27 protein-coding genes are annotated in these 24,033 nt (G+C 61.9%); 15 read left to right on the plus strand and 12 right to left on the minus strand.

Annotated features, from left to right (window positions below; genetic code table 11):
• Window positions 1-66 precede the first annotated feature (66 nt).
• The 8 genes from EL2594_RS04500 to EL2594_RS04535 form a co-directional block, all read right to left on the minus strand.
• A complete protein-coding gene (locus EL2594_RS04500; protein WP_010412757.1) occupies window positions 67-555 on the minus strand; it encodes a DUF6692 family protein in 489 nt (162 codons plus the stop codon).
• Window positions 552-1,079 carry a DUF305 domain-containing protein gene (locus EL2594_RS04505; protein WP_010412760.1) on the minus strand — a complete coding sequence of 176 codons (528 nt, stop codon included), beginning with the start codon at window positions 1,077-1,079 and terminating at the stop codon, window positions 552-554. The genes EL2594_RS04500 and EL2594_RS04505 overlap by 4 nt, the downstream gene beginning before the upstream one ends.
• Window positions 1,076-1,489, minus strand: coding sequence for a potassium channel family protein (locus tag EL2594_RS04510; RefSeq protein WP_010412763.1), 414 nt, complete (start codon window positions 1,487-1,489; stop codon window positions 1,076-1,078). The genes EL2594_RS04505 and EL2594_RS04510 overlap by 4 nt, the downstream gene beginning before the upstream one ends.
• Window positions 1,486-2,235 (minus strand): glutaredoxin family protein, encoded by a 750-nt coding sequence (locus EL2594_RS04515; protein WP_155805965.1) that lies wholly within the window; start codon window positions 2,233-2,235, stop codon window positions 1,486-1,488. Before EL2594_RS04515 ends, EL2594_RS04510 begins: the two co-directional genes overlap by 4 nt.
• A gap of 112 nt (window positions 2,236-2,347) precedes the next feature.
• Window positions 2,348-3,631 (minus strand): APC family permease, encoded by a 1,284-nt coding sequence (locus tag EL2594_RS04520; RefSeq protein WP_232725834.1) that lies wholly within the window; start codon window positions 3,629-3,631, stop codon window positions 2,348-2,350.
• 281 nt (window positions 3,632-3,912) lie between these two features.
• Window positions 3,913-4,188: a hypothetical protein gene (locus EL2594_RS04525; protein WP_011413846.1), complete on the minus strand. Its 276-nt coding sequence runs from the start codon at window positions 4,186-4,188 to the stop codon at window positions 3,913-3,915.
• Window positions 4,189-4,232: 44 nt separating this feature from the next.
• Entirely contained in the window at window positions 4,233-4,700 is a 468-nt protein-coding gene (locus tag EL2594_RS04530; RefSeq protein ID WP_011413847.1) for a DUF411 domain-containing protein, read from the minus strand.
• Window positions 4,697-5,383: a class I SAM-dependent methyltransferase gene (locus EL2594_RS04535; protein ID WP_011413848.1), complete on the minus strand. Its 687-nt coding sequence runs from the start codon at window positions 5,381-5,383 to the stop codon at window positions 4,697-4,699. The genes EL2594_RS04530 and EL2594_RS04535 overlap by 4 nt, the downstream gene beginning before the upstream one ends.
• Window positions 5,384-5,532: 149 nt before the next feature.
• On the opposite strand from EL2594_RS04535, the gene EL2594_RS04540 reads away from it, so the two are divergent.
• The 7 genes from EL2594_RS04540 to EL2594_RS04570 all read left to right on the plus strand — a co-directional run bounded on the left by EL2594_RS04540 (window position 5,533) and on the right by EL2594_RS04570 (window position 11,186).
• On the plus strand, window positions 5,533-5,829 hold the full coding sequence (locus tag EL2594_RS04540; RefSeq protein ID WP_011413849.1) for a hypothetical protein: 297 nt from the start codon (window positions 5,533-5,535) through the stop codon (window positions 5,827-5,829).
• A 3-nt stretch (window positions 5,830-5,832) separates the two neighbouring features.
• A complete protein-coding gene (locus EL2594_RS04545) occupies window positions 5,833-6,267 on the plus strand; it encodes a periplasmic heavy metal sensor (protein ID WP_011413850.1) in 435 nt (144 codons plus the stop codon).
• Between the two features lie 15 nt (window positions 6,268-6,282).
• Window positions 6,283-6,840 (plus strand): RNA polymerase sigma factor, encoded by a 558-nt coding sequence (locus EL2594_RS04550; protein ID WP_011413851.1) that lies wholly within the window; start codon window positions 6,283-6,285, stop codon window positions 6,838-6,840.
• A gap of 48 nt (window positions 6,841-6,888) precedes the next feature.
• Window positions 6,889-8,700 (plus strand): copper resistance system multicopper oxidase, encoded by a 1,812-nt coding sequence (locus EL2594_RS04555; RefSeq protein WP_041685072.1) that lies wholly within the window; start codon window positions 6,889-6,891, stop codon window positions 8,698-8,700.
• Window positions 8,697-9,854, plus strand: a complete 1,158-nt coding sequence (locus EL2594_RS04560) for a copper resistance protein B (RefSeq protein ID WP_011413853.1) — start codon at window positions 8,697-8,699, stop codon at window positions 9,852-9,854. Before EL2594_RS04555 ends, EL2594_RS04560 begins: the two co-directional genes overlap by 4 nt.
• A gap of 133 nt (window positions 9,855-9,987) precedes the next feature.
• Window positions 9,988-10,431 (plus strand): YybH family protein, encoded by a 444-nt coding sequence (locus EL2594_RS04565; RefSeq protein WP_233994311.1) that lies wholly within the window; start codon window positions 9,988-9,990, stop codon window positions 10,429-10,431.
• Between the two features lie 20 nt (window positions 10,432-10,451).
• Window positions 10,452-11,186, plus strand: a complete 735-nt coding sequence (locus EL2594_RS04570) for a PepSY domain-containing protein (protein ID WP_233994312.1) — start codon at window positions 10,452-10,454, stop codon at window positions 11,184-11,186.
• Window positions 11,187-11,199: 13 nt separating this feature from the next.
• Here EL2594_RS04570 and EL2594_RS04575 read toward each other — a convergent pair whose 3' ends face one another.
• On the minus strand, window positions 11,200-11,640 hold the full coding sequence (locus EL2594_RS04575) for a hypothetical protein (protein WP_011413854.1): 441 nt from the start codon (window positions 11,638-11,640) through the stop codon (window positions 11,200-11,202).
• A gap of 93 nt (window positions 11,641-11,733) precedes the next feature.
• Window positions 11,734-12,021 (minus strand): hypothetical protein, encoded by a 288-nt coding sequence (locus tag EL2594_RS04580; protein ID WP_011413855.1) that lies wholly within the window; start codon window positions 12,019-12,021, stop codon window positions 11,734-11,736.
• Window positions 12,022-12,244: 223 nt separating this feature from the next.
• Between EL2594_RS04580 and EL2594_RS04585 the strand changes: the two genes are divergently transcribed.
• The 4 genes from EL2594_RS04585 (at window position 12,245) to EL2594_RS04600 (ending at window position 16,316) form a co-directional block, all read left to right on the plus strand.
• Complete coding sequence (locus EL2594_RS04585) at window positions 12,245-12,634, plus strand: hypothetical protein (RefSeq protein WP_232725746.1); 390 nt, start codon at window positions 12,245-12,247, stop codon at window positions 12,632-12,634.
• 233 nt (window positions 12,635-12,867) lie between these two features.
• Window positions 12,868-13,521: a DUF2231 domain-containing protein gene (locus EL2594_RS04590; protein WP_011413857.1), complete on the plus strand. Its 654-nt coding sequence runs from the start codon at window positions 12,868-12,870 to the stop codon at window positions 13,519-13,521.
• Window positions 13,522-14,225: 704 nt separating this feature from the next.
• Window positions 14,226-14,534: a DUF4212 domain-containing protein gene (locus tag EL2594_RS04595; RefSeq protein WP_011413858.1), complete on the plus strand. Its 309-nt coding sequence runs from the start codon at window positions 14,226-14,228 to the stop codon at window positions 14,532-14,534.
• Window positions 14,535-14,540: 6 nt separating this feature from the next.
• Window positions 14,541-16,316, plus strand: a complete 1,776-nt coding sequence (locus tag EL2594_RS04600; protein WP_011413859.1) for a sodium:solute symporter family protein — start codon at window positions 14,541-14,543, stop codon at window positions 16,314-16,316.
• A gap of 126 nt (window positions 16,317-16,442) precedes the next feature.
• Here the strand turns inward: EL2594_RS04600 and acs are convergent, their stop codons facing one another.
• Window positions 16,443-18,383, minus strand: a complete 1,941-nt coding sequence (gene acs, locus EL2594_RS04605) for an acetate--CoA ligase (RefSeq protein ID WP_011413860.1) — start codon at window positions 18,381-18,383, stop codon at window positions 16,443-16,445.
• Between the two features lie 64 nt (window positions 18,384-18,447).
• Window positions 18,448-19,251, minus strand: a complete 804-nt coding sequence (locus tag EL2594_RS04610; protein ID WP_011413861.1) for a crotonase/enoyl-CoA hydratase family protein — start codon at window positions 19,249-19,251, stop codon at window positions 18,448-18,450.
• A 107-nt stretch (window positions 19,252-19,358) separates the two neighbouring features.
• On the opposite strand from EL2594_RS04610, the gene EL2594_RS04615 reads away from it, so the two are divergent.
• The 4 genes from EL2594_RS04615 to EL2594_RS04630 are packed head-to-tail and all read left to right on the plus strand — an operon-like array spanning window position 19,359 to window position 24,032.
• Window positions 19,359-20,498, plus strand: a complete 1,140-nt coding sequence (locus EL2594_RS04615) for an acyl-CoA dehydrogenase family protein (protein ID WP_155805969.1) — start codon at window positions 19,359-19,361, stop codon at window positions 20,496-20,498.
• Complete coding sequence (locus tag EL2594_RS04620; protein WP_011413863.1) at window positions 20,495-21,448, plus strand: acyl-CoA dehydrogenase family protein; 954 nt, start codon at window positions 20,495-20,497, stop codon at window positions 21,446-21,448. Before EL2594_RS04615 ends, EL2594_RS04620 begins: the two co-directional genes overlap by 4 nt.
• 56 nt (window positions 21,449-21,504) lie before the next feature.
• Window positions 21,505-22,236, plus strand: coding sequence for a trehalose-phosphatase (gene otsB, locus EL2594_RS04625; RefSeq protein ID WP_011413864.1), 732 nt, complete (start codon window positions 21,505-21,507; stop codon window positions 22,234-22,236).
• On the plus strand, window positions 22,236-24,032 hold the full coding sequence (locus tag EL2594_RS04630; RefSeq protein ID WP_011413865.1) for a glycoside hydrolase family 15 protein: 1,797 nt from the start codon (window positions 22,236-22,238) through the stop codon (window positions 24,030-24,032). The genes otsB and EL2594_RS04630 overlap by 1 nt, the downstream gene beginning before the upstream one ends.
• The last annotated feature ends 1 nt before the right edge of the window (window position 24,033 follow it).

Consider the following 24,033-nt stretch of genomic DNA (forward strand, 5'->3'; position numbering starts at 1 on the left):
GGCGACGAAGGGCGGAGGCGCGGGCGCATGGGGTAACCGACGGCCCGCCCATGCGCCCTGCCAGTATCAGGCTCCCTCGGCTGGACAGGTGGTATAGCCCCAAAAGCCAAACTCATCCTTGGCTCTTGGCGCTGCCACGATCATCTCCTGCATCTGCAGGCTCGCATCGCCTTCATCATCCAGCATGCGGGTTCTGATCCGAAGCTCACCGTTCGAATAGCTGCCGGGGCCATCGGCAGTGACGGGGATCAATTTGCCATTGATCTTGATTGCTCCGCCCCCGTCGCCGTCATAGACAAATGAGGGAAAGGCCACTTCGGTCAGGCGGAACTGGCAGGCCTGTCCTGCGCCCAGAGCAGCAAGGTCCGCGTCATTCATGGTCCCGGGAAGCATCAGGCCTGAGTCAACATTTGCCAGTGCACTGGCCGCATCCTCGATCGGCGCGGCAGTGGCAGGCGGGTCGAGCTGGGCTTCGCGGTCGTTGCCCGGAGCGGTGTTCGAATTGCAGGCGGCAAGCGGTAGCGCGATGAGCGCCGTGAAAGCTATCTTGTTCATGGCTGCATCTCCTCGGGCAGGCGTTCTTCGGTCCGAGGACCGTTCTGCTCGATATCGTCGATGAGATATTTCATCTCGGCGATTTCGCGGCGCTGGGCGACGATGATGGCCTGCGCGAGTTCGCGCACGCGAGGATCCTTCAGGCTCGCGCGTTCGCTGGTCATGATCGCGATCGAGTGGTGCGGGATCATCGCTGCCATATATTCGGTATCGTCGACGGTGGTCTGGCTGCGCACCAGCCACAGCGCGAGGGCGAACACGAAGGCGCCGACGCCCAGAATAATGAAGTTCTTGGTCCGGTCCTTGTACATGCCCCACATGAAGAGCAGCATGACAACCATCATCATCGCGCCCATGACAAACATCATCCAGAAGCGCGTTTCGCTCCAGAAAAGATCATCGACGGTAAAGGTGTTGGCATACATCAGGAAGAACATGATCACGGTCGAGGTCGACACCATGGCCATGAATCGCCAGTAGCTGCCGCCCCCTCCCTTGTCCGAGTGGGTCGTCTTTTCAGTCATGCTTTTTCTCCTTTGTGCATCATGGTCCAGAATAGCTGCGCCGAGCAGCTGATGAGAGCGAAGCCGGTGAGGGCCTCGACGCCGGCCAGGACTCTCAGGTGCTCGGTCGGATAAATGTCGCCCAGGCCCAGTGTGGTCACGTTGATGAGCGAGAAATAGAAGTAGTCCATCCAGTCCATGGAAGGCGCCTTGTCGAAACCTCCCAGGCCCCATTGCGCGCCCAGCCAGAAACCTGCGGCAAAAAGGATCGCCACGAGGAAATGCGACGCGAGCACGAGCAGCGAAACGGCAAGCTTTGCCTGCGTATCGCGGCGCCGGTCGAGAAGCCGGTGACCGACACCCAGAATGGCAAGGTGCGAAGCGACAGCCGAGAGGAACAGAAAGACGGAGAGAAGGAGCGCGGTGATCATGCGAGAAGCTTCGCGCCCATCCACAGACCCATTCCGATCATGAACAGATTTTCGGTCAGCGAGACAAAGCCGAGCGGCACATTGCTGCTGCCGCCCACGCAGGCGCATTTAAGCTCGCGCTTGTCGATGTAGACAGCCTTGAAGACGCTGACAGCGCCGACTGTGCCGATGAACAATGCCAGCGGGGCCGAGAGCCAGGTCAGCGCGCCCGCGGTCATGAGAATGCCGGCAGCGGCTTCGCCGAACGGGTAGACGAAGCCATAGGGCACCCAGCGCCGTGCGAGCAGGTCGTAGTTGAGGAACATCGTCGAGAAACTGCGCACGTCCTGAAGCTTCTGAACGGCGAGCAGGGTCATCGACAGGCTCACGAACCATTCTGCGGCCCGGACAGTGAAGAGGTCGTCAAAAAACGCCCAGCTCAGCCCTAGCGCGAGCAGCAGCGCGACCGCGAAAATCGCAATGACCGGCTGATAGCTGGTCTCGCCTTCCTCTGGCTGCGAACGACTCTTGCCGAAGAACTCGCGGACATCGTCATAGCCGCCAATGCGCTTGTCTTCGATAAAGGTCTGCGGGGTGGTCTCGACGTTGTGCTTGTCCTTGAATGCGTCGGTTTCCTCCCTGCTGGTCAGGTGATGATCCTCGACCTCGAAGCCTTGCCGTGTGAGGAGATCGACCGTCTTGATGCCATAGGGACAGACATGGTCCTCCATGACCATACGGTAGACCGCCGCTGTTCGGGTCGTCATGAATCGCTCCATCTGTTTTGCCTGACGTTTCTCGTGCTCAACGCCGGTTTTCGGTGAACGGTTTCGAAAAAGCCCGGCGTAAAAGCGGCAAAGCTGGTTGAAGAAGGTGCCATCACCTTTTCTCTCCTGACCCATCATCTTCAGGAGATGCGGGCGCTTCGGAATTGCGCGAGAGGTAGATCCATTCTCCCACGAAGACTGCGACGATGCCGATCGCCGCGTAGGCGACAACGGCAGGATCGCTGCGCAATTTGGCCGCGGTAAAGGCTGCGAGGACCACGCCATCTGCCGCGAGCGCTGTCAGAAGTATTGTTGCGCGCGCGCCGACTTCCTTGCGCAGGTGGCGCAGGACGCCCCAGTGAACCAGCATATCCATGACGAGGTAGAAGAAGGCGCCCAGCGAGGCGATCCTTGACAGATCGAACAGGACCGCAAGCGTCCCGGCAATGACCACCGTATAGACCAGCATGTGGCTGCGAATCCCGCCGCTCATGCCGAAATGGCTGTGCGGGATCATCTTCATGTCGGTCAGCATCGCAAGCATGCGCGACACGGCAAATACGCTCGCTATCACGCCCGAAGTGGTGGCGGCGATCGCGATCGCCACGGTGAAATAGAAGCCCAGTTCTCCCAGCGCCGGACGCGCCGCAGCCGCGAGCGAATAATCGCGCGCCTCGACGATCTCGGATATGCTCAGGCTCGAACCCACCGCCACTGCGACAAGCAGATAGATCACGATGCAGACGGCTATCGAGATCATGATGGTTCGGCCGACATTCTTGTGCGGGTCAACGATTTCGCCGCCGCTATTGGTAATCGTGGTGAAGCCTTTGAAGGCGAGGATCGAGAAAGCAACCGAGGCGAGCAGGGCTTCTGCATTGGTCAGCGAAACGGACTGCGAAAATGCGCCTGATGAAAATCCGCTGGCCCAGATCGCCGCGACTGCGAACAGCGCGATACCGCCGATCTTGATGGCGGACATGATGAGCGAGAAGCCGCTTACCGACTTGTTGCCCGCTGCATTGACGAGATAGGCGAAGATGATGAGTGCAAGCGCTGCCAGCGAAACGAGCCACCCGCTGCTTTCGAGGCCAAACGGGCGCAGCGCGTAAGTCGCAAAGGTGCGGGCCACGAGGCTTTCATTGATGACCATCGACAGAGCCATCAGGAGCGATGCCGACGCGGCAATGACGCCGGGTCCGTAGGCCTTCTGCAAGATCATCGCGATGCCGCCCGAAGACGGCCATTTGTTCGACATCTTGATATAGCTGTAGGCCGCCAGCGAAGTTACCAGCGCGCCGGCGATGAAAGACAGGGGGAAGAGCGGACCGGCGAGCTCGGCGATCTGCCCGGTCAGCGCGAATATGCCGGCACCGATCATGACGCCGGTACCCATCGCAACGCCGCCCAGCAGGGTTATCGAGCCAGCCGTTTCGCTTTGATTCTCGTGCTCATGGTCTTGCAAGACTTTCCCCTGTCGATGGTCTCCCGTGAAAGAAAGATTATGTCGACCAGTACGTTCGCCCTTGCCGCGTCCCTCAAAAAACTTTCAGGACAAAGCCGGAGAGTTGCGTTTTGCTCGGGGCGCTCGAGCAAATTGCGGCCTAAAGCGGACTGCCTGCGCGACCGAAAAACGCTCCGCGAGTTTCAAGGCAAGCGGCCATCGCCGCCGATCTGCTACGTCCTGAATCGGTTCCGGAAAAATCGCAGCATTGGCACCCCAATGATCGCGATGTACCAACCGTACAAAAAGCTGCCGAGAGCGCCTGCCAGAAAGCCCGAGATGGTCAGCCATTCGAACCCGGGAAGCAGCGGCGCCCACGCTTCGTGCATGTGCGCCTGTTCGAGCGCGAGCAGGCCGAAACCGATGCAGATCAGGTAGCTGAAAAGCAGGAAGAGGCTGAGTGTCCAGCCCCATATCAGTATTGAGGTTTTGACCGAATAGTCCGACATGATGGTCCTCCGTTAGAGTTGGCGCGAAAATGGCTTGTCCATAGTCACGGGTAGGATGCGAACACGCTCCGCCCGCCTGGGCCGAAGGCGATGACATCATAGGGCTGCACCTGCTCTCCGACTTCCATTCCGGGCGAGCCAAGCGGCATTCCGGGCACAGCCAGGCCAGCAACGCCTTCGGGGCGTTCGCGCAATAGCTTCGCGACGGCATCGGCCGGCACGTGGCCTTCGATGATATAGCCATCGACTTCCATCGTGTGACACGACCACAGATCCTGTGGCACACCCTTGGCTGTCTTGAGCGCAGCCATGTCGTCGGTGTCGACCGAGGCGACCTCTGCTTCGAGCCCATGTTCGACGTGACCGGCCCAGCTGAGACAGCAGCCGCATCCTGCGTCGCGGAACATCGTGTAGGTCGCGGCCTGCGCTGCATTCGAGCAGGCTGCAAGGGCGAGGAGGAGCGAGGCCGCCAGCGAACGGCGTAGCGGTCTCGAATCTTTCGTGAGGTTCATTGGACATTGCCTTTCTTGATGCCGCGCCAGAGAGAAATGGTTCCGGTCGCGGTATGGATACGATCGAGCAATTCGGCGTCTGCGAAAATCTCGGCGAGCAATTTCTCGACGGCTCCGTCGGCGCTCGGCTGGGTGTCCTTCACGCCGTCGAGAAGCTGAACGCTCGAACGGAACAGCGCGCGCATGACTGGAGCATCCTGCCCCATATAGTCGGCAATCAGCGCCATGCCCCCGGGGGCCAGAAGGTTCTCGATCTGCTCGAGGATCGCGCGTTTTTGCGAAACGGGCACCTGGTGAAGGACGAGACTGCTGACGATCTTATCTGGTTGCCAGCCGTCGGAAAGCTCGAGACTGTCAAGAAAGCCGTTGTGCCACCGGACCATATCGACTCCGGCACCGAATTTGCGCTGCGCGATCGCCAGCGCGGCGGGGTCTGGCTCAACGCCGATGAAGCCGGCTTCGGGACAGCTGGCCATCAGCGCTCTGAGCAAGGTCCCGGTGCCGCACCCGACATCGATGACCTTGTCGCCCGGCACCAATACGGCCTCTTCGACGATCGCGCGGCGCCACCGGCTCTCGCGCGTAAAGATTGCGATCGCGCGGTCATAGAACGGCGTGAGCCAGCTTTTGCCCAGCGGCGGAGTGAACTCGCGTTCTTTTGACGGAACTGCCGCGCTTTTCATGCCATGGCTCCCATTCGACGCTGGTACATACCGCTGTTGCTACAGTTATCTCCTCTTACGCGTCGCCAACCCGCAGCCCTCAAAAAAGAAACTTGAGGGTTTGCGCGAAGTGTCGCGTATAGGAACCGTGCAACCGACAGGAGCAAGGGATGCGTGAAAATCAGACACTCGATGCGATGCTCGGCACCATGGCCTCGCAGAAGGCTGGCGACGTGCCGCCCGACTTCATGAACGGCGTCTGGCAGCGCGCGGGACAGCTTGGCGAAATTGCCGATCAGCGACGCAGAATGGCCTTGTTCGCCGGTCTGTTTGTCGTCGGGCTGGCAGCTGGCGCAGGGACCAGCGGATGGCCTTCCGAATATGGCGCTCCTACAGAAATTGTTGGCGAGAGCCTCGTTGGCGGAGAATCCCTGTCACCCGCTGCTTTGCTTCATGTGGGGTCATAGGCGTTGAAGAAGTTTCACCTTGTCCTGGCGGTCCTGCTGGCGGCGCTCGCAGGATGTCTCGGAGCTTTTGCCGCCGATCGCTGGGCCAACAACGATGCCGAGGGCAGCCTGCACCAGTTCGTGCACGATGAGCTGTCGCTCACGGCTGACCAGGAGCAGCGGCTCGATGCGCTCGAAGCGCGTTTCGCGGTAGAACAGGCAAGGCTCGAAGCCTCTGCGCGCGCAGCCAACGCCCAGCTCGCCCAGGCAATGGAAACCGAGCACGAATACGGGCCCGAAGTCAGTGCCGCGATCGACGAGGTGCATGCGCGCATGGGCGATTTGCAAAAAGCGACCGTGCGCCACGTCTTCGACATGCGGGAAATTCTCGATCCCGATCAGCAGCTCCAGTTCGACCGGAAAGTGTCCGCGGCCCTCACGCGCGATCCGCGTGACTGACCAGCCTTGGCAGCGGTGGATGACACTTCGAATGAAGCTCTGATCGGGCGGGCGATAGCCGGTGACAAGCGGGCGTTCACAGCTCTCGTCGAGAGCGAGATCGCCCGGTTGATTGCGCTTGCCACGCGCATGCTGGGTTCACCATCGCGGGCCGAAGATGTCGTTCAGGACGGTCTCGCGTCGGTCTGGCTGACTCGTCATCGCCTCGATCCGAGCAAGCCCATCGGTCCCTATTTGACGACAATCGTTCTCAACCGGTGCCGCGACAGGCTCCGCCGCAGGAAAGTTATTGGCTTCCTTGGTTTGCCGGATGGGCGGGAAGCCGACGCCGTTGCCGACGATGCTCCTAATCCCGAAAATGTTGCCGGAGCCCGCGAACAGCTGCGGCTGGTCCAGGCCGAAATCGGGCGCTTGCCGGTGCGCCTACAAGAGGCGCTCGTGCTGGTCACTGTCGAGGGGTACAGCCAGGCCGAGGCTGCCGAGCTGCTCGGCACCACCGAGAAAGCCGTCGAGACGCGCATCTATCGTGCGCGCAACCGGCTGAAGGAGCGGTTCGAAAAGTTTGAGGGGTAGGGCAGGTGGCCGCGTATGTGACGGTATACGCATTTTCAGGAGCCCCCTATGCCTGCCCTCAATCGCCGAAAATTCCTTGGAACAAGTGCTAGCGGGCTGGGCCTGCTTGGCCTCTCCGGTGCCATGCCGGCCTGGGCGCGCGGCGCGGACATCCTGGCGGGTAACGCTAGGAAAGGACTGGACGAGGTAGCGGGGCCGAATATCGACCTCACTGTCGCACGTTCTGCCTTCGCGACGGGTAACAGGCGCGGCGGCGCCATCGCCGTCAACGGCACGATCCCCGGTCCGCTGTTGCGTTTGCAAGAGGGCACGACCGTGCGGTTGAACGTTCATAATCAGCTCGAGGAAGATACCTCAATTCACTGGCACGGTCTGCTCGTGCCGTTCCAACTGGACGGTGTACCCGGCGTGAGCTTTCCCGGCGTCAAACCAGGCGAGACATTCACAGCGGAATTTCCCGTGCGGCAGGCAGGAACTTATTGGTGGCACTCGCATAGCGGGTTGCAGGAACAGGCCGGGCACTACGGCGCTATCGTGGTCGATCCCGCCGGACCCGATCCGGTGCAGGCCGACCGCGAATATATCGTGGTGCTGAGCGAATTCAGCGATATGTCGCCCCACACGATCTTCGACAAGCTCAAGAAGGGCGAAGGCTACTTCAACTACAACCAGAACACCTGGACCGACGATTATCCGCTTTCGGGCGGGGACCGCCGGATGTGGGCGAGGATGCGCATGATGCCGACCGACATCCTCGATGTGTCGAGCGCTGCCTACACTTACCTCCTCAATGGTCACGGCCCGCTCGACAACCTGGAATATCTCTTCCGCCCCGGCGAGCGCGTACGCCTGCGCTTCATCAATGCCGGAGCCATGACCTTTTTCAATATCCGTATTCCCGGCTTACCGATGACTGTCGTGCAGGCGGACGGGAAGGATGTCGAACCGGTCGAGGTCGACGAGTTCCAGATCGGCGTTGCCGAAACCTACGATGTCGTCGTGACGCCGGGCGAGCAACAGGCTTACACGCTGGTGGCAGAGTCCATGGACCGCTCCGGCATGGGTATTGCCACACTTGCGAGCACACCCGGCGCGCGCGCCGCCATACCTCCGCTGCGCGATCCCCCGCTGCTGACCATGGCCGATATGGGCATGAGCGGCATGGACCATGGCTCCGGCGGCGATGCCGGCAAGACCGGAATGGACCACAGCAGTGGCGGTGACATGGCGGGAATGGACCATGGTTCGTCCGGCGATTCGGATATGGCGGGCATGGCCGGAATGGCGGGAGGCATGCAGATGCGTGATATCTCGCGCTTGCCTCCCGATGTGAAGGTCGGACCCGGGCTAGACATGGTCTCGATGAACCCGGTCGACCGAATGGGCGATCCCGGCATCGGCCTCGCCGATGTCCCTCACCGCACGCTCGACTATCGCAAGCTCCGCTCGCTGACACCTCATCGGGAGGGCCGGACTCCCTCGCGGCGGATGGAAATCCATCTCACCGGGAACATGGAACGCTACATGTGGTCGTTTGACGGCAAGAAGTTTTCCGCCGTCTCCGACGAGCCGATCCGGTTCGCCTATAACGAACGCGTGCGCGTGAAGCTCATCAACGACACGATGATGGCGCACCCGATCCATCTGCACGGGCACTTCTTCGAGCTGGTCAATGGCGCCCCGGCCGACCGTCAACCGCTCAAGCACACAGTTATCCTGCAGCCGGGTGGCAGCGCGCAGTTCGACCTGACGGCGGACGAGCCGGGCGACTGGGCCTTCCACTGCCACCTTCTCTACCACATGCATGCCGGGATGTTTCAGATTGTCACGGTTGCCAATCCGGACGGGAGCGAAGCATGAAGACTTTCAATTTCAGCTTCTTCGCCTCCGTCGCAGCAGGTGCAGTCCTCGCTTCGCCCGCCGCAGCCCAGCATGCCGGTCACTCGCCGGCGGAGCCGCAGCAGAGCGCCGAGGCGCAGGCTGACGCCAAGGTAAAGTGCGAGGAGGAAGCCGCGCGCCATCGTGCGATGGGGCATCCGGTAACAGAGGGGGCGTGCGAACGTACTGCCCAGCCTGAAGCTGCGATGGACCATTCGACGATGGATCATTCGCAGATGAATCACGGCGACATGGGGCAGGCGGAAGCCAGCAGCTCGTCGACAGACCATGGGCAGATGGATCACAGCCAGATGAACCACGGGCAGACGGGATCGCAGGACATGCAGGGCATGGACCATTCGTGGATGCAGATGGGCTCGAACGACGATATCCCGCTGCTGCCGCCTCCTCCCGAAGCCGGGAGCGGTCCCGCGCGCGCGGCGGTTGCGATCTGGGGCGAGGAAGCCATGAACGAAGCGCGGCGCGAACTTGTACGCGAGACCGACGGCGGGATGCGCTTCTGGTTTCAGGGCGACCGGCTCGAATACCGCGCCCGCGAGGGAGCGGATGGATATCTTTGGGATATCCAGGGCTATTATGGCGGTGATATCGACAAGTTCTGGTTCAAGTCCGAGGGTGAAGGCAGCTTCGGTGAGCCTGTCGAGGGCGCCGAAGTCCAGGCGCTCTGGAGCCGGGCGATCGCTCCCTTCTTCGATTTCCAAGCCGGTGTCCGCCAGGATCTGACAGGGCCCGAGCGCACCCATGCGGTCATTGGAATACAGGGCATTGCTCCCTACCAGTTCGAGGTAGACGTTGCAGCGTTCGTATCGAACAAAGGCAATGTGACGGCGCGTTTTGAGGGCGAGCTTGATCAGCGCATCACGCAGCGGCTGATCCTCCAGCCGCGTGCCGAAATCGCACTTTCGGTGCAGGATATTCCCGAACTCGGCATTGGCGCTGGCCTCGACCGGATCGAGGCAGGTCTGCGTCTTCGCTACGAGTTCGCACGCGAATTCGCGCCCTATGTTGGCGTATCCCAGGAATGGCGGATCGGTGACAGCGCCGATTATGCCCGCGCCGCAGGGGAAGACTCTAGCGTGACGAATTACGTCGTGGGAATTCGATTCTGGTTTTAAGAGAAGGAAATATACAATGAGGACAAGACTATCCCTAAGCGCGGTCGCCCTGGCCTTGGCTGCAGGGGGCACTCCCGCCCTGGCACAATCCATGGACCATTCGGCGCATTCGGAACATTCGGTATCAACGCCGATGGACCATACGGAGCAGGGCATGAACCATGCCGAGCATATGGCTGCGATGAACGACGACGTCGCTGGGGCAGAAGCGGTTCTGACATCATATCGCGATGCCCTGACGTCGCGCGATGCAGAGGCCATGGCCGCGCTGTTTGCCGAGGAATCCTTCGTTTACGAAAACGGCAAGGCGGAAGGCAGCTTCACGCATTACATGGAGCATCACCTGGGACCGGAACTCGATGCAATAACCAGCTTCACCTTCGGCGAACCGACGCTCGCAGTCACCCGGATGGGACATATGGCTTATGGCCGCGAAACGTACACCTATCGGATCGAACTGGCCGACGGCCGCGTAATCGACCGCGAAGGGGTTGCGACCTCGGTCCTCGCTCATGATGCAGATGGCTGGAAGATCGTTCAGTACCATTCATCGTCACGCGCACCGCGTAACAACTGATTTGATCGGGGGAACACCGATTGGCGTTACGCTCTTTCAAGCTGCGTCTTCATGTGCTGGGCAGCAAGCTTCACAAATGGCTGGCGATCTTTGTCGGCGTCCAGGTGCTCCTGTGGATGATCACCGGGGCGCTGATGTCGTTTCTCGACATCGAAGAGGTTCGGTCCGAACATGTCGTTTCGCGCGCGCCGGAGGTCCTGCCCGCTGATGCTGTCATGCCCCAATGGCTCGATAGCAGCGAGGGGGTGGTTTCCCTTGCGACGCGCGCGGTCGGCGGCAGGGCAGTAACCGAGGTCCGCCGGGACGATGGAAGCGTCACGCTCCGCGACCCGGATAGCGGGATGCTCCTCTCGCCCCTTCCCGCCGCGAGTGCACGGGCCATCGCCCGACGTGCCTGGACCGGGCCATCGACCACCATAGCGACCACACGCCTCATCGAAGACGCTGTCGGGACCGAATTCCGGGGTCCGTTTCCGGCGTGGCAGATCACCTACGGCGATGAGGACAATACCCGCGTCTACATCGATGCATCGAGTGGCTCGGTGCTCGCTGCCCGCAGCGACACCTGGCGCCTGTTCGATTTTATCTGGGGGCTGCATATCATGGACTGGACGCAGCGCGACCGCATCAACAGCTGGTGGCTGCTACTGTTCGGGATCGGCGGGACGATTATCGCGGTTTCGGGCTTTGTCCTGCTTGCGAACCGGTTTCCCAGGATCAGGCGGCGGGCGAAACATGTGCCGAATGCACCCTGAAGCCGCTCCCAGTTTAATCAGGTTCGGCTCGGGCAAAGCGGACCAGAAGGATCGTTAGCGCCGGCACGACCGTCCACATCGCGATCGGGATCAGCGCTAGTCCCGTCACTGGCTCGTGCGGCATCAACTCGCTGTAGCGCCAGCTCAGGAAACTGTTTGCCGGAAGCGATGTGGCGATCATTTCGACGGCGATTGCGACGACAAGCCCGAAGCCGAAATAGACCGCATAGGGCATTTTGGCGGCTTGCCAGAGCCATGCGTGCCCGCCACGTAATGCTGCAAGGCTATAACCTGTCAGCAGGATCACGCCATCGCCCAGGCTTGCAATGCCGCAGCGAATGGTCCGCTCGAAGGGTTCGAGATCACCCGGCTCGAAGAATGGCATCTGGAAAATCTCCCAGACGAACGCGATCAGGCTCCCGCAAACAAAGATCAGCCAATGGGTCCTGGTCATGCTTCGGATACGCCGGAATGATGTGCGCAAGGAAATAGCAGCGGGCCGGAGTCCCACGTCCTGCATAACGCCTTTGCTGCCCCAAAGCCTGGATCAGTCACGGTCTTCGCGGCTCTCGGTCTTGGCCATGCGAGCAGCGCGTTCGAGAAATTTCCGCATGTCACCTGCTGCCAGTTCGGTAAGCGGATGTCGGCTCGCCTCAGGGCGCGGTTCGATCATGTCCGCTCGTTTCCTGATCTGTTCGATCTGTTCATCGCTCGCCCCGGACAAAAGGCCGAGAACTATGTTCTCGAGAGTTATGAGGCGAATGCGCATTTGCACCAGCTCGGCATGATCGGGCTCCGGGATATCCCAGCTGCCGTTCTCATTGACCGTGCTCACGACTGCTTCTCCGACGGCTCTGCTGGCACCATGATACTCCCCATTCGTCGTTATCGGCTTCTCTCAAAAAGGTGGCCGAAAAACAGCACCGCTGCAACCGGCCGTGCTTCGGCCCACCAGCCCCACCGCTGCTGCGGATTGTTTGAGGGGAAGAGATGGCGGCTGCGTAAAGAGGATGAATGCACACAGCATCCACCGCAAGACCGACGAAAGGAAATCGACCATGAAACTGACAGTTCTAGCTTTCGCGCTCGCCACCGGCCTGGCAACCACCCCGGCAATGGCCCGGCAACAGCATGACCACGGGGATCAAGCGGCGGCGCAGCAGCAGTCACACGCTGGCCATATGATGCAGGATTCGGCGGCCATGACGGCCCACCGCGAGAAGATGGCTGAAATGCGCGCGCTGATGCAGCAGGCCCACGCGGCGAGCGATCCTGCCGAACGCCAAAGGCTTATGGCCGAACATCGTGCAAAAATGCAGGAACACATGGCGGGCATGATGCAGGGGGACAACGCCGATATGATGGCGGCCTGTCACCAGCACATGATGATGATGCATGACATGATGGAGCAGATGGCGGCTCACGAGAACATGGCGCAAGACGATTAGGAGGCTGTGGCCGGGCTCTCGCTTTGTGCCTGAGCCTGGCCACACTCTTACCAGGGCGCGGTGCAAGGCAGGAGGCCCGACCATCTCGTGAGTAAAATTTGAACCCTCACGCGTGGACGAGCGCCGCGCTCTATCACCGCAAGAGATGAAGGTTCGCAGAGCCTTACAGACACAATAGGTTGCACGACCATCGCCAAGACCGGAGCCCGTAGAGAATGAAACGAATACAATTCATGGCTATTGTAGCTGCCAGCTTGCTCTTCGTCGGACCAGTTCAGGCTCATGGCGACGAAAAGCATGGCGAAGAGACGAGCGCCGCGCCTGCCGCCGCGAATGGCGATGCGCATGACCATGCGGCCATGGAGCAGATGGGCGACGGCGGAGCGGTCGGCGAGCCCTCAGCCGCGCACGACGAAGCAAGTGGAGGCCATGACGAGGCTGGTGGCCAAGCTGATGAGGGCGATTCCGGCGTCATCGCCGTCCTGAAAAAACTGCATCCGGCGACCATCCACTTCCCGATCGCCCTGTTTCTCATGGCTGCTGCCACCGAGTTGTTCGTCATGCGCCGGAAAGATGCAGGGCTTGAGAGCGCGGTGCGCGTACTCGTCCACGGCGGAGCAATCGGCGCAGTCGTCGCAGTCCTGTTCGGATGGATCCACACCGGCCTTTGGTTCGGCGGCGATGCCGTCATGCAGGTCCATCGATGGAACGGGATGCTGATCGCGGTCCTCGGTCTGGCGATGGCCTATCTGGCGAGCCGTGCTTCCGCGAGCCGGACCGCGCTTCGCGCCGCAATCTTTGCCATGGCCGCTCTAGTGCTGGTGCAGGGATTTCTGGGCGGCGAGCTTGCGCACGGTGCCAATCATCTTGGTATCTCCTGGCTTTGAAGGATAGAATGATGCGCAGATCGAATCGGAACGGGTTTGTTGCCCCCCTTGCTGCGGCGGCACTGGGGCTAGGGCTCGCTGCATGTGATCAGACGCAGGACACTTCATCAGAAGCTGAAGCCTTGCCACTGTATACGGCCCCGCCGACCGAGAGCACAGGTCCTGGCGAAGGCGAAAGAGACAACGCTGCCTCTCCCGCTGGAGAGGCCAACACGAACCGGTCGGATGAAGCTGTGACTGCCGGTAGGCAACCAGACCGACCGGCGAGCACTCCGGTAGTAGCGCCGTCTACTGCGGCCACTCCCCCGCCGATGAATGCGAAGCCTAGCGACACACCCGATCCGCATGCGGGCCACAATATGCCGTCCATGCCAGACCATGACATGTCCTCGCTGTACGATCGGGCGGATGGTTCATGACCTGGCGTTTCGCCTTCTGATCGGCCCGAAAACGGCCGACGCTCCTTTCACCTGTCACTACGAATAACATGTCATCGTTTGCCAAAGGCGCTTTATCTCATCTGTCCGATTCTGGGGGTATTGATGGGGGTATTTGCGAGGTGATTCAAAAAGTTGATTAGGTAAATCAGCATGTTATACGCTCCCTATATTTCCCTCCTCCGCTACCAATTTCCACGCAAATCATTCGTGCACGCTTGCCATAGCGGCGGCGCGTGTGGACTATGCCAGGCGGGAGGGGCGTGGATGGCGGAAAACGAAACAGGTGCAGCGGGTACCGGCGGTGCATCGGCTTACTGGCGGGCCAATTTGCGCCTGCTCGGCGGCTTGCTGGTTGTCTGGTTCGCGGTGTCGTTCGGAGCAGGCATCCTGTTTCGCGACTTTCTCGACCGGTTCAGCATCGGTGGTTATCCGCTCGGGTTCTGGTTTGCGCAGCAGGGCTCGATCTACCTCTTCATCCTGCTGATCGTCATCTACAACTGGCGCATCCACCGGATCGAGCGGCGCTATCAATTGGACGACGACGATGTCGATCCGCCGGGACCGCCGGGCTGACGCGGCATGGAAACGCAGACCCTGATCTACCTCTTCGTGGGCGCGAGCTTTGCGCTCTATATCGGTATCGCGATCTGGAGCCGGGCGAGTTCGACCAGCGATTTCTATGTCGCGGGCGGGGGTGTGAACCCGGTCGTCAACGGGATGGCGACCGCGGCCGACTGGATGAGCGCGGCGAGCTTCATTTCGATGGCCGGCCTGATCGCCTTCCTCGGCTATGATGCGAGCGTCTACCTGATGGGTTGGACCGGCGGCTATGTGCTGTTGGCGCTGCTGCTCGCGCCTTATCTGCGCAAGTTCGGGCAGTTCACCGTGCCCGCTTTCATCGGGACGCGGTATTATTCCAAGACCGCGCGGGTTGTCGCGGTGATCTGCCTGATCTTCATCAGCTTCACCTATATTGCCGGTCAGATGCGCGGAGTGGGGATCGTGTTCTCGCGTTTCCTCGATGTCGATATCACGCTGGGCGTCATCATCGGCATGGCGATCGTCTTCGTCTATGCCGTGCTGGGCGGGATGAAGGGCATCACCTACACGCAGGTGGCGCAATATTGCGTGCTGATCTTCGCCTATATGGTGCCCGCGTTTTTCCTGAGCTTCATGATCACGGGCAACCCGGTCCCGCAATTCGGGCTCGGTAGCCAGGTCAACGACGGCTCCGGCCTATACGTCTTGGAGAAGCTGAACCTCGTGCTCGGCGATCTTGGATTCGGAGCCTACACCGATGGCTCCAAGAGCACGATCGACGTGTTCTGCATCACGCTCGCGCTGATGGTCGGCACCGCCGGCCTGCCGCATGTGATCGTGCGCTTCTTCACTGTCCCCAAGGCGTCGGACGCGCGCAAGTCGGCGGGCTGGGCGCTGGTCTTCATCGCATTGCTTTACACCACCGCACCCGCCGTCGGCGCCTTCGCGCGGCTCAACTTCATCGATACGGTGAACGAGACAAGCTATGTCGAGGCACCGGCTTGGTTCAGGAACTGGGAGAGCAACGGCCTCATCGCCTTTCAGGACAAGAACGGCGACGGCGTGATGCAATACCGCGCGGGCGATCCGTTCTCGGGTGCGCCGGAGTTCGGTGAGGGCAGCGGCCCCTCGGGCGAACGCATCGTCATTAACGACCCGGTCACCGACAGCGCAAACGAGGTCTATGTCGATCGCGACATCATGGTGCTCGCCAATCCCGAGATCGGCAATTTGCCCGGTTGGGTGATTGCGCTGGTGGCGGCGGGCGGGCTGGCCGCGGCGCTGTCCACAGCGGCGGGCCTGCTGCTGGTGATCTCGTCCTCGGTCAGCCACGATTTGCTCAAATCGACCTTCCGGCCCGGCATCTCGGAGAAGGGCGAGCTGCTGGCGGCACGGATCGCGGCGACGGCGGCGATCGTGGTGGCCGGCTATCTCGGCATCTATCCGCCCGGCTGGGTTGCACAGGTGGTGGCCTTCGCCTTCGGTCTCGCCGCTGCGAGCCTGTTCCCGGCGATCTTCATGGGCATCTTCACCAAACGCATGAACCGCGAAGGCGCGATTGCCGGGATGGTGAGCGGGCTGGCCTTTACCTTCCTCTACATCGCCTATTTCAAGCTATGGCAGCCCGACGCGAATGTCGCGGCGAACTGGCTGTTCGGCATTTCGCCCGAGGGGATTGGCGTCGTCGGCATGCTGATCAATTTCGCGGTGGCGATTGCTGTCGCGAAAGTAACCGAGAGACCTCCGGCGGTGGTGGATGCGCTGGTCGAAAACCTCCGTGTCCCGCGAGGGGCGGGTGTGGCGCAGCGTCACTAGCGCAAATTTCCAAACTCCGTTCGGGCTGAGCCTGTCGGTAGCGGAGCTGGCCACAGGCCAACCGCAGTTGCAACGCTGTGGCTGCCCTTCGACAGGCTCAGAGCGAACGGGTCTCCTTTCAATTGGCTACCGGTTCTTCCGCCCCTCGATCAGCGCATCGACGACACCCGGATCCGCCAGCGTCGAAGTGTCGCCGAGCGATCCGAATTCGTTCTCGCCGATCTTGCGCAGGATGCGGCGCATGATCTTGCCGCTGCGGGTCTTGGGCAGGGCGGGCGTGAAATGCAAGTGGTCTGGCGTCGCGATCGGGCCGATTTCCTTGCGCACCCACTGGCGCAGTTCGGCGCTCAGCTCGTCGCTTTCCTCGACTCCGTCCATCAGGGTGACGTAGCAATAGATGCCCTGGCCCTTGATATCGTGCGGGAAGCCGACGACCGCCGCTTCGCTGACCTTCGGATGCAGCACAAGCGCGCTTTCGACTTCGGCGGTGCCCATGCGGTGGCCGGAGACGTTGATAACATCGTCGACGCGGCCGGTGATCCAATAATAGCCGTCCTCGTCGCGTCGGCAGCCGTCGCCGGTGAAGTACTTGCCCGGGTAGGTGCTGAAATAGGTCTGGATGAAGCGCTCGTGATCGCCATAGACCGTGCGCGCCTGGCCGGGCCAGCTATGCGTGATGCACAGGTTCCCGCTGGCCGCGCCCTCCAGCTCAGCACCTTCGTTGTCGACCAGTTGCGGCTGGACGCCGAAGAATGGCTTGCCTGCGCTTCCCGGCTTCATATCGTGCGCGGCGGGCAGGGTGGTGATCATGCAGCCGCCGGTTTCGGTCTGCCACCACGTATCGATGATGGGAATTCTCTCTTTGCCGACGGTCTCGTGATACCAGCGCCAGGCCTCGGGATTGATTGGTTCGCCGACGCTGCCGAGCAGGCGCAATGATGAGAGGTCGTGCTTCTCGACGTGATGGTCGCCTTCGCGCATCAGCGCGCGGATCGCGGTCGGGGCGGTGTAGAAGATATTGACCTTGTGCTTGGCGCAAACCTGCCAGAAGCGGTCGTGATCGGGGTAGTTCGGCACGCCTTCGAACATCAGCGCAGTCGCGCCGTTCTGCAGGGGGCCGTAAACGATATAACTGTGCCCGGTGACCCAGCCGATATCGGCGGTGCACCAGAACACCTCGCCGTCGCGGTAGTCGAAGATGTAGCGGAAGGTGGTCTCGGTCCAGACGGCATAGCCCCCGGTGGTGTGCAGCACGCCCTTGGGTTTGCCGGTCGAGCCTGAGGTATAGAGGATGAAGAGCGGATCCTCGGCGTTCATCGGCTCGCACAGGCATTCATCGGACACCTCTGCGGACAGCTCGTGATACCAATGGTCGCGGCCATCGGTCATCGACACGTCGCCGCCGGTATGACGCAGCACCAGCACGCCCTTGGCGGAGACTTTTTCCAGCGCCGAATCGACATTGGCCTTGAGCGGGATAGTCTTCGACCCGCGCAGGCCCTCGTCGGCAGTGACGATCCAGTCGCTCTCGCAGTCGTCCACCCGTCCGGCGATGGCATCGGGAGAGAAGCCACCGAAGATCACCGAGTGGATCGCCCCGATCCGCGCGCAGGCAAGCATCGCGAAGGCGCCTTCGGGCACCATCGGCATGTAGATCGTGACGCGATCGCCCTTGGCGACGCCGAGTTTCTTGAGCGTGTTGGCCATGCGGATGACTTCGCGCTGGACATCCGCGTAGCTGAACGTGCGCACTTCGCCATCGGGCGAGTCTGGCTCGAAGATGATCGCTGTCCGATCCCCATTGCCGGCCTCGACATGCCTATCGACGGCGTTGTGGCAAATGTTGAGCGTGCCGTCTTCGAACCACTTGATATCGACGGGGTCGAAGCTCCAGTTGGCAATCTTCGACGGCTTCTGGAACCAGTCGATCCGCTCGGCCTGCTTGGCCCAGAAGGCATCACTGTCCTGCAGGCTGCTGGCATACATTTTCTCATATTGCTCGGCCGTGCAATTGGTGCCCTTCAGCGCGCTCGCTGGCCGCTGTACCCACTCGGATTGATCGCTCATTGTGTCTCCCGGCGCGGTGCCTGATGCTTGGTGTCAGAGTGTCGAAACGGCTTGCTGATACCAGCTAGCCACCAGTGAAGTTGGGTTCGCGCTTTTCAAGGAAAGCGTCGACAGCTTCGCCGTGGTCGTCGGTCGTGTGGGCGAGGGCCTGATAGGCCGCGCTGAGTTCGAGAATATCCGACATGCGGCTATGCTGAGCTTCGCGGAGCAGGCGCTTGGTCAGGCGCAGTGAGCGTGCCGGATTGGCGGCGATGCGTTCGGCAAGCTCCATCGCGGTGTCGAGCATTTGGTCGTCGGGCACGACACGGCTGACAAGGCCGAAGCTCTTGGCCTCTTCGGCGGAATAGCGATCGCCGGTCAAGAACATCTCTGCCGCCTGAGAATAGCCGACCACGCGCTGGAGCGACCATGCGCCGCCGTCGCCGGGGACGATCCCGACCTTGATGAAGCTGGCGGAATATTTCGCGCTTTCTGCGGAGATGCGGATGTCGCACAGGCAGGCGAGGTCGCAGCCGAGGCCCACAGCATGACCGTTGACCGCCGCGATCAGCGGGACCTCGCAATCGAGGAAGGCGCGGGTGATGCGCTGGACGCCGCGGCGGTAATTGCTGCGCGTCTCGTCTGGTTTCTCGCGCGGTCCGATGCCGGACTTTTCCTTCATCGCCTTGATATTGCCGCCGGCGGAGAATCCCTTGCCGGTGCCGGTGAGGATTGCGCACGACACGCCCGCATCTTCGCCAATGGCGTGGAGCGCAGCGATCACATCCTCGCAGTCCTCCTGCGTGCCGATGGCGTTCAATGTCTCCGGGCTATTGAGCGTCAGCACTGCGACCTTGCCGTGCTTTTCCAGTTTCACGAAATCGCCCACCGGGCCTCTCCTCCTATAGCTTTCGCGCATCCCTAGCACGGCGGCGCGCGCAGGCCAGCCTTTGTGCCCCCTTGCTCTTGCCCAACGATTGGCACATCAACCGCGCCGTGCAGACTTTTGCTGTCCATCCTTTCGAAGCGGCGGAAAACGCGCAAGCCATCCGACAGGACCTGCGCGCCTTCCTCGCCGAGCACCAGCCGCAGGACGATCCGGTCCGCCGCGCCAATTGCTGGACGGAGTTCGATCCGGCGTTTTCGAAAGCGCTGGGTGCAGCCGGGTATATCGGCATGCTGTGGCCGGAGAACTATGGCGGTCACGAACGCGGACCGTTGGAGCGCTATATCGTGCTGGAGGAATTGCTGGCAGCGGGCGCACCCGTGGGCGCGCACTGGATCGCCGATCGCCAGACGGGGCCGCTGCTGCTGCGCTACGGCACCGAAGGGCAGCGCGAGAAATACCTGCCGGGTTTCGCTGCGGGCACGATGTACGCCTGTATCGGGCTAAGCGAGCCGGGATCGGGCTCCGACTTGGCTTCGGTTCGCACCAGCGCCCGGCGCACTGACAACGGCTGGGTCATCAACGGCCAGAAGGTCTGGACCACCGGTGCGCACATCAGCCACGCCATGCTCGCGCTGGTGCGCAGCGAGGAAGGAAGCGAGCGGCAGGCTGGCCTCAGCCAGTTCCTGATCGATCTCGATTTGCCAGGCGTGACGATCCGCCCAATCATCGACATGTTCGGCACGCATCATTTCAACGAGGTGTTCTTCGAGGACGTCGAGATACCACATGGCGCGTTGGTGGGGGCCGAGGGAGAGGGGTGGAAACAGGCGACCGCCGAATTGGCGCTCGAACGCTCGGGGCCGGAACGGTACCTCTCCAGCCACGCCTTGCTGGTCGAACTGATCGACAGCGCCGGTCCCGATGCGCCTCCCGAAGTGGTGGCGACCGTCGGCAGGCTGGTTTCCGAAATGTGGACGTTGCGCCAGATGTCGATGTCGGTCGCAGCCAAGCTGGCCGGCGGGGAGGACCCGGCGGTGGAAGCCTCCATCGTCAAGGACCTAGGCAATACGTTCGAGCAGGAACTGCCGCTTGCGATCCAGGCCGTCGTCGATGCCGATCTCGCCGACGACACCGTGCTGGCAAAGCTGCTGGCGACCTTGCTGCAAGTCTCGCCCAGCTTCTCGCTACGCGGCGGGACACGCGAAATCCTCCGCGGCATTATCGCGCGCGGACTGGGCCTGAGATGAGCGAGAACCGCGACCAGCTCGCCGAAATGGCGGATGGCTTGTTTGCGCAGCTGCGCGGGCAGGATTTCGATCAGGCGTGGCCGCTATTGGAAGAGGCCGGGTTCGGACTGCTGCTTTTGCCGGAGGAGCAGGGCGGCTTCGGCGGTGACTGGGGCGACCTCGCGGCGGTCATGCGGCTGGCGGGCCAGCATGCGCTGGCAGCGCCCCTGGGTGAGCATATCGTGGCGCGGCACTTGCTCCATGAGGCAGGCGTGGACAGCGAGAGCTTTGTCGCGATCCAGTCGGGCGTTTCGGTGCCGTGGGGCAGGGTGGCTGGCAGCGTGGTCGTCGACGATAGCGGGACACTTGCCCTCGCGACCGGAGACTTTGACGAAGGCTCGAGCGCCGCCGGAGAGCCGCGCGATGTGCTGTCCATCACTGAGAGCAAGCCCCTCAACCTCACCGCTGACTTGCAGGCCTTGATCGCGTTCCTGCGCGTGTTTCAGACGGCGGGCGCGCTCGATGCGGCGTTGGAACTCGCCATCGATCATACCGGCCAGCGCCAGCAGTTCGGGCGACCGCTGTCGAAATTCCAGTCTGTCCAGCAGAGCATCGCGCTGCTCGCCATCGAAGCGGCGGCAGTCAATTGCGCGGCGCAAGGCGCGGCAGCGGCGCTGGATCGCTTCGGTATCGGCGGTGAGGCGACATTCGAGATCGGCGCGGCCAAGCTGCGCGCCAATATCGCCATCAAGTCCGGTTCGGCCTTGGCGCACCAGGTGCACGGCGCAATCGGCTTTACGCAGGACTATCCGCTGCACGAGCTGACCCGCCGCATGATGGGCTGGCGCAGCGAAGGCGGCAATGACGCCTATTGGAGCGCGCGGCTCGGACGGCAGGCATTCGCATGGGGCGGCACCGGCCTATGGGACGAGATGACGCGGCGTACCGACCCTCTAGTCGATCCTGCATAGGTATCCTTCCGCCGCTCGCCTTGCACCGCGCTCGCAAGCCGCTATGCGTGTCGCCAATGTTGCAGCGCAGCACTCTCCCACCGCCGCCGCCTCTGGCCGAACTGACCGAGCACGCCTTGTTCGTCGATTTCGATGGAACGCTGGTGAAGATTGCCGAGGGTCCCGACAAAATCGACGTCGCCAAGGACCTTGGATCGCGGCTGGCGCGGCTCGCCGCGAGGCTCGGCCAGCGGCTTGCCGTCGTGACAGGCCGCAGCCTCGAAAATCTCGAGAGTTTCCTCGACACCGCAGACTTTTATCGTGCGGGTTCGCATGGTGCGCATGTGGTCGCACCAAATGGCGCGATGTTGCGGGAGGCGCAGGCTCTGCCGGATGAGGTCATCGCAACGCTCAAGCGCTTCGCCGCTGAGCGTGGTCTGCTCTATGAGCGCAAAACCCACGGCGGTGCTATCCACTACCGGGCCGAGCCATCGCAGAAGCGGGCAGTGCAGGACATCGCCGCGTCTGTGGCGAGCGAACACGGCCTTTCGGCCAAGCATGGCAAGTGCGTCGTCGAGCTGGTCTGGCCAGGCGCCGACAAGGGCGGGGCGGTACGATTGCTCGCCGAACGCGCGCCTTTCGCCGGAGCCAGACCCGTCTTCATCGGTGACGATGTTACCGACGAAGACGGCATGGCCGCCGCCGCCGCGCTGGGCGGTTTCGGCATCGCTGTCGGCGAGCGCCCGAGCGACAACGCCATCTATCACCTGAATTCTGTGAAAGACGTCCACGCATGGCTGAAGCTGTAATGTCCGACCTGCAATTGTGGCCGATCGGCAATTGCCAGGTCTCCGGCCTGATCGACCGGACGGGCGCGCTGGTCTGGGGCTGTGTGCCGCGGGTCGATGGCGATCCGGTATTCTGCTCGCTGCTCAACGATGGCAATCGCGATTCCGGGATCTGGCGTTTCGAGCTCGACGGGCAGGTCAGTGCGACACAGGAATACATTCGCAACACGCCGATCCTGATTACGCGACTTGAGGCAGAAGACGGCAGCGCGGTCGAAGTGCTCGATTTCTGTCCCCGCTACGAAGGCAAGGGTCGGATGTACCGCCCGGTCGCTTTCGGGCGCATCGTGCGGCCGATCGCCGGCAACCCGCGTATCAAGGTCGTGCTGCGACCGATGAAGAATTACGGCGCACAGACGGTCGAGACGACCAACGGCACCAACCATGTCCGCTATCTCGTCGGCCAGCAGGGCCTGCGGCTCAGCACCGACGCGCCGGTCGGCTATGTGCTGGAAAACCGGACCTTCCGGATCGAGGACGATACGCATTTCTTCCTCGGACCGGACGAGCCCTTCGTCGGCAATCTTCGCGAGGAAATCCGGCGGATCGAGCAGTCCACCCGCAAATACTGGCAGGCCTGGGTGCGGGGGCTGGCGACGCCTTTCGAATGGCAGGACGAAGTCATCCGCTGCGCCATCACGCTCAAGCTGTGCCAGCACGAGGAAACCGGCGCGATCGTTGCCGCGCTGACCACCTCGATCCCCGAAGCGCCGCATTCGGAGCGCAACTGGGACTACCGCTACTGCTGGATCCGCGATTCCTATTACACCGTGCAGGCGCTCAACAGATTGGGCGCGCTCGACGTGTTGGAAAAGTATCTCGCGTACCTCAGGAATATCGTCGACAGCGCCAAGGGCGGCCAGATCCAGCCACTCTATTCGGTGATGGGCGAAAGCGAGCTCGACGAGACGACCGCCGCCTATCTCGCGGGCTATCGCGGGATGGGACCGGTGCGGGTCGGCAATGCCGCCTACAAACAGGTCCAGCACGATTGCTATGGCCAGATCGTGCTGCCGACGGTGCAGGGCTTCATCGACAAGCGCTTGTTGCGCATCGCCGACGACCATGACTTCGAAAGCCTCGAACAGGTGGGCGAGATGGCGTGGAAGATGCACGACCAGCCCGACGCCGGTCTGTGGGAATTCCGCACTCGCCAGGAAGTGCACACCTATTCAGCCGTCATGAGCTGGGCGGCCTGCGATCGATTGGCCGGAACCGCCGAGCGGCTCGGCAAGACCGAACGCGCGACGCTGTGGCGCGACCGGGCCGATGCGATCCGCGCGAGGATCGAGAAAGAGGCCTGGGTCGAAGGCGATAACAACGGTGATTCAGGGCATTATAAGGCGAGCTTCGAAAGCGATTATCTCGACGCCAGCCTGCTGCAGATGATCGATCTGCGCTTCCTCATGCCGGACGATCCGAGATTCCAGTCGACGTTTGCCGCTATCGAGAAGGAGCTGCGCCGCGGCGAACACATGCTTCGCTACGCCGCCGAGGACGATTTCGGCGCGCCCGAAACCGCTTTCAACGTCTGCACCTTCTGGCTGATCGAGGCGCTTCACCTTGCGGGGCGGAGCGAGGAGGCGCGCGGGCTGTTCTGCACCATGCTCGGCCACACGACCGGGTCGGGCATGCTCAGCGAGGATCTAGACTGGGAAACGGGCGAACTGTGGGGGAACTTCCCGCAGACCTACTCGCTGGTAGGTATAATCAACTGTGCGGGGCTGTTGTCCAAACCATGGAGCGAGGTGCGATGAA

The sequence above is a fragment of the Erythrobacter litoralis HTCC2594 genome (assembly GCF_000013005.1).
GTDB lineage: Bacteria > Pseudomonadota > Alphaproteobacteria > Sphingomonadales > Sphingomonadaceae > Parerythrobacter > Parerythrobacter litoralis_A.

Excerpts from the sequence above, each read along its gene's own strand:
- EL2594_RS04500 (WP_010412757.1), bottom strand. The coding sequence starts at position 555 with ATGAACAAGATAGCTTTCACGGCGCTCATCGCGCTACCGCTTGCCGCC.
- EL2594_RS04590 (WP_011413857.1), top strand. The coding sequence starts at position 12,868 with ATGGCTATTGTAGCTGCCAGCTTGCTCTTCGTCGGACCAGTTCAGGCT.
- EL2594_RS04530 (WP_011413847.1), bottom strand. The coding sequence starts at position 4,700 with ATGAACCTCACGAAAGATTCGAGACCGCTACGCCGTTCGCTGGCGGCC.
- EL2594_RS04515 (WP_155805965.1), bottom strand. The coding sequence starts at position 2,235 with ATGACGACCCGAACAGCGGCGGTCTACCGTATGGTCATGGAGGACCAT.
- EL2594_RS04595 (WP_011413858.1), top strand. The coding sequence starts at position 14,226 with ATGGCGGAAAACGAAACAGGTGCAGCGGGTACCGGCGGTGCATCGGCT.
- EL2594_RS04525 (WP_011413846.1), bottom strand. The coding sequence starts at position 4,188 with ATGTCGGACTATTCGGTCAAAACCTCAATACTGATATGGGGCTGGACA.
- acs (WP_011413860.1), bottom strand. The coding sequence starts at position 18,383 with ATGAGCGATCAATCCGAGTGGGTACAGCGGCCAGCGAGCGCGCTGAAG.
- EL2594_RS04575 (WP_011413854.1), bottom strand. The coding sequence starts at position 11,640 with ATGACCAGGACCCATTGGCTGATCTTTGTTTGCGGGAGCCTGATCGCG.
- EL2594_RS04540 (WP_011413849.1), top strand. The coding sequence starts at position 5,533 with ATGCGTGAAAATCAGACACTCGATGCGATGCTCGGCACCATGGCCTCG.
- EL2594_RS04620 (WP_011413863.1), top strand. The coding sequence starts at position 20,495 with ATGAGCGAGAACCGCGACCAGCTCGCCGAAATGGCGGATGGCTTGTTT.
- EL2594_RS04600 (WP_011413859.1), top strand. The coding sequence starts at position 14,541 with ATGGAAACGCAGACCCTGATCTACCTCTTCGTGGGCGCGAGCTTTGCG.
- EL2594_RS04535 (WP_011413848.1), bottom strand. The coding sequence starts at position 5,383 with ATGAAAAGCGCGGCAGTTCCGTCAAAAGAACGCGAGTTCACTCCGCCG.
- EL2594_RS04555 (WP_041685072.1), top strand. The coding sequence starts at position 6,889 with ATGCCTGCCCTCAATCGCCGAAAATTCCTTGGAACAAGTGCTAGCGGG.
- EL2594_RS04630 (WP_011413865.1), top strand. The coding sequence starts at position 22,236 with ATGTCCGACCTGCAATTGTGGCCGATCGGCAATTGCCAGGTCTCCGGC.
- EL2594_RS04505 (WP_010412760.1), bottom strand. The coding sequence starts at position 1,079 with ATGACTGAAAAGACGACCCACTCGGACAAGGGAGGGGGCGGCAGCTAC.
- EL2594_RS04510 (WP_010412763.1), bottom strand. The coding sequence starts at position 1,489 with ATGATCACCGCGCTCCTTCTCTCCGTCTTTCTGTTCCTCTCGGCTGTC.
- EL2594_RS04565 (WP_233994311.1), top strand. The coding sequence starts at position 9,988 with ATGGACCATACGGAGCAGGGCATGAACCATGCCGAGCATATGGCTGCG.
- EL2594_RS04585 (WP_232725746.1), top strand. The coding sequence starts at position 12,245 with ATGAAACTGACAGTTCTAGCTTTCGCGCTCGCCACCGGCCTGGCAACC.
- EL2594_RS04520 (WP_232725834.1), bottom strand. The coding sequence starts at position 3,631 with ATGGGTACCGGCGTCATGATCGGTGCCGGCATATTCGCGCTGACCGGG.
- EL2594_RS04560 (WP_011413853.1), top strand. The coding sequence starts at position 8,697 with ATGAAGACTTTCAATTTCAGCTTCTTCGCCTCCGTCGCAGCAGGTGCA.
- otsB (WP_011413864.1), top strand. The coding sequence starts at position 21,505 with ATGTTGCAGCGCAGCACTCTCCCACCGCCGCCGCCTCTGGCCGAACTG.